The 3136-nt window shown below is 50.0% G+C and carries 6 protein-coding genes; all 6 read left to right on the top strand.

Annotation, left to right across the window (positions count from 1 at the left end):
* Nucleotides 1-23: 23 nt before the first annotated feature.
* Nucleotides 24-893, top strand: coding sequence for a hypothetical protein (locus tag Q0256_RS09705; protein WP_297962551.1), 870 nt, complete (start codon nt 24-26; stop codon nt 891-893).
* 11 nt (nt 894-904) lie between these two features.
* A complete protein-coding gene (locus Q0256_RS09700) occupies nt 905-1570 on the top strand; it encodes a hypothetical protein (protein WP_297962549.1) in 666 nt (221 codons plus the stop codon).
* Nucleotides 1560-1811 carry a hypothetical protein gene (locus tag Q0256_RS09695; protein ID WP_297962547.1) on the top strand — a complete coding sequence of 84 codons (252 nt, stop codon included), beginning with the start codon at nt 1560-1562 and terminating at the stop codon, nt 1809-1811. The genes Q0256_RS09700 and Q0256_RS09695 overlap by 11 nt, the downstream gene beginning before the upstream one ends.
* A 2-nt stretch (nt 1812-1813) precedes the next feature.
* Nucleotides 1814-2476: an HIT family hydrolase gene (locus Q0256_RS09690; protein ID WP_297962545.1), complete on the top strand. Its 663-nt coding sequence runs from the start codon at nt 1814-1816 to the stop codon at nt 2474-2476.
* 10 nt (nt 2477-2486) lie between these two features.
* Nucleotides 2487-2834, top strand: coding sequence for a hypothetical protein (locus Q0256_RS09685; RefSeq protein WP_297962543.1), 348 nt, complete (start codon nt 2487-2489; stop codon nt 2832-2834).
* A gap of 3 nt (nt 2835-2837) precedes the next feature.
* Nucleotides 2838-3136 (top strand): hypothetical protein (locus tag Q0256_RS09680; RefSeq protein WP_297962541.1); only part of this gene is annotated, 299 nt, incomplete at its 3' end.

Here is a 3136-nt window from a genome sequence, read left to right as displayed (position 1 = left end):
ATTCTACAGGCTAGGAGGGAAAAATGGACGATAGGACGGCATATCTGCAGGAGCTTAAAACTGCGGCGATGGACGGCTACGAACACTACAAGCAAGGTTTCAAGGATTTGGAGGAGGCGTATTTGCTGATCTTGCGCCCCGAGCTCGCAGAAAGCCTGCAAAAGCGCAACAAAAGCAAAAACTATATTCCGAAGCTCAATTCAAAGGCAAAAAGAATTTACGACGGGCTAACCGAAACCTACTTCAACAATGATAAATTCGCAAAGCTCGAACCCTATATCAACTCCTCGGACGACGTGATTGATAAATGGCAGGCCGCGATTGATCATTACGCGGAGAGCATAAATCTATACAAAACCTTTGCGCCGATATTCTTGCGCGCGCCGTTTTCGGCAAGCTGCGCGGTAAAGGTGTATTGGAGCAAAGACCGCGCAATGATAGACGAAGTGAGCCTGCAAGATCTATATTTCGACCCGGGCGCGCGCGGGCTAAACGATATATCCTATCTGGTGCATAGGATATATCTTAGCAGCGAGGATATTTTGAGCTACGGCAAAAGGGGCGTTTTCAGGATAGAGAACAAAGAGGCTTTCGCGGACAAAAAGCCGTATGAGAGATTTGAAATTTATGAAATTTACGAGTTGCGCGGAGGCAAATGGTATGTTTCTAGCCTTTATGAAAACGAGCTTTTGCGCGATCTAATAGAGCTGCGAGACGGACAGCCTTTCATAGTGGGCTATATGCTGCCGCAGATCAGATGCACGGACGAGGAGATTTACGTCAGCGCCTATGGCGAGCCTGCGCTGATGTCGATGCTTCCGCTACAAAACGAGCTCAACGTGAATAGAACCTCGATCACCGACGCCAGCAGGTCGCGCCGAAAATCATACTAGATAAAGCTTCGATGGTGGAGCGAGGAGAGCTTGAGAGCGTAGGCACGCCGATATACACAAATCAGCCGAGCGCCGTGCAGGTTTTGCCCGCGGGCGACATAGGCGGGGCGATGGCTGCGCTTCAGGTCATCGAAAACGAAATGAGCGAAGTTAGCGGCGTTTCTCCTCAACAAAACGGCGCGACGACCGTGCGAAAAGAGACCGCCACGATGGCAAGCATAATGGCGAACGAGGGCAGCGTAAGGCTTCAAGGCTATATCCGCACATTCAACGAAACCTTTTTCGAGCCGATATTTGAACGGCTTGCGTTTTTGGTGTGGAAATATGCCGATCCGATCTTTTTTGCGGGCTTCGGGCGCGGCGAGGTGCCGAGTTTTAAGGTTAATCTAAACACGGGCATCGGAGCGCTAAATAAGGAGGTGCAAAAGCAATCCTTGATGGATGCGGCGAAAATGATCGGCGCACAGTTTGGGATGTGCTTGCAGATAGGCGATCAGGCGGGAGCGGCTGCGATGAAAGAGGCGAGCAAAAAGCTTCTTTTGGAGCTTCTGCCGCTATACGGTATCAAAAACGCAAGCGAGTTTATCGGCGAGCAGAACGGACTAGAGCAGATGATTTTGCCGCCGCAGATACCGCCCGATATAAATCCAATGCAAGGAGGAAGCAATGCTTTCTAACACGCAAAAAAAGGTTTTTGACGCCACTATTTCAAATTTGACGTCAAATAAAGAGCTTGAGTCGATTTTGGGGAGTGACGCCGTGAGGAAATTTCTCGTTTTGCTAAGTATCAAATACGAGGAATTCTTAATCTCGGCGCAAGATGAGAATGCAAGCGACGAAAGCCGCCTGCGGGCAATGGATAAGGTGAAGCTGATAGAAAGCTTTTTTGAATTTTTTGAAAACTATACAGGAGAGTAGAGATGACGGAGCAAGACGCAATCAACGCATTGGTAGGCGAATTGGAAGCGAGCGAGGGGCAAACGGAGCCGCAGGAAGCGCAAGGCGCGGAGCCTGCGGAGGGGCAAAAAACAGAGCAGCCGCAGCTTACGCAAGAAAATCTGCAAAATATGATAGCAAGCGCTATGCAAGGCATAGAGGAACAAAAAGCGGCGCAAGAGGCGGAAAAAGCCAAAGCGGCGGAGCAGGCAAAGGCGGGGCAACTTCCGCCCGAGCAGCAAGCGCTGCTAGATAGTATGGGCTTGCAAGGAATGCCGCAGATGCAAGAGCAGATCAGGCAGCTTCAAGAAGCGCAAGCCCAGGCGCAAGAAGCGGCGCGCAAACGAGCGGTTTTTGATAAAAATTTAGACCAATTCAGTAAGGACTATCCGACCATCAAGCCCGAGGAGATGGGAAAATGGGCGGAGCAAAACGGCTTTTTGCCACTTCTTGGCGAAAACTACGACGGATGGAAAGCGGTAGCAAACGCGATGATAAAGATCGCAACACCTACACAAAAGCCTGACGAGATCATCGATACGAACAAATCGGGCGGAGAGCTCGGAGCGTTTGATAGGATGAAAAAAGGCGAGGACGTAAGCGACGTAGAGATCGGCGCGGAGCTTTTAAAACAGGCGGGATTTTAAGGAGGACGAGATGAACCCATTTTTTTCAGGTATAGCAGGCGGGCTAGCAGGAGCGGCGAATACGGCGGCAAACAGCGGCGGATGGAATTTCTTAGATATGCTAAAGGGCGCGGGCAATCGGGCGATGGGCTTGTTTTCAGGCTCGGGCGGCGGAACGCCTACGTGGTTGCAGGCCGCGGGTTTGGCTGGCGGTCTATATTCGGGCTTGCAGCAGCAAAAAGCGGCGAATAAAGCCTTGCAAATGCAGCAAGATGCATATAATTTTAACAAAATGCTTTCGCAGCGCGAGATCGACAGACAAAACCGTGCCGAGCAAAATTTATATGACGGATGGAATGCGTCCACTTTCGCGAGGTAGAAAATGGCTTTTTTTAACCCTCATAAGGTAGATTTCAACTACGATACGCGGATGATAGATGCAGTCGGAGCGGTCGGAAAATCGCTCTATGAAATTTACAAGGATAACGTGGTGAAAAATCAAAATCAGGCGCAACTTGACGAGACGAACCGCGCAAATTTAATGAAAGAATACCTATACGGGCAGAAAAATCAAGAAGCCGCGCGGCACAATCAAGCGGCGGAAGCCGAAACTGCAAAGAAAAACGCTTTTGATCAGGATTTAGGCCTAAAAAACTTTTACAGCACCGACGCGCTGCGTAG

It is taken from the genome of uncultured Campylobacter sp. (assembly GCF_937949835.1).
Classification (GTDB): Bacteria; Campylobacterota; Campylobacteria; order Campylobacterales; family Campylobacteraceae; genus Campylobacter_B.
Note: the sequence above shows the minus strand (reverse complement) of the source record. Positions and strands in the feature narration are given on the sequence as shown.

What these genes read in the sequence shown, in the direction of transcription:
- Q0256_RS09690 (WP_297962545.1), top strand. Translation starts at nt 1,814, where the DNA reads ATGACGGAGCAAGACGCAATCAACGCATTGGTAGGCGAATTGGAAGCG.
- Q0256_RS09695 (WP_297962547.1), top strand. Translation starts at nt 1,560, where the DNA reads ATGCTTTCTAACACGCAAAAAAAGGTTTTTGACGCCACTATTTCAAAT.
- Q0256_RS09700 (WP_297962549.1), top strand. Translation starts at nt 905, where the DNA reads ATGGTGGAGCGAGGAGAGCTTGAGAGCGTAGGCACGCCGATATACACA.
- Q0256_RS09705 (WP_297962551.1), top strand. Translation starts at nt 24, where the DNA reads ATGGACGATAGGACGGCATATCTGCAGGAGCTTAAAACTGCGGCGATG.
- Q0256_RS09685 (WP_297962543.1), top strand. Translation starts at nt 2,487, where the DNA reads ATGAACCCATTTTTTTCAGGTATAGCAGGCGGGCTAGCAGGAGCGGCG.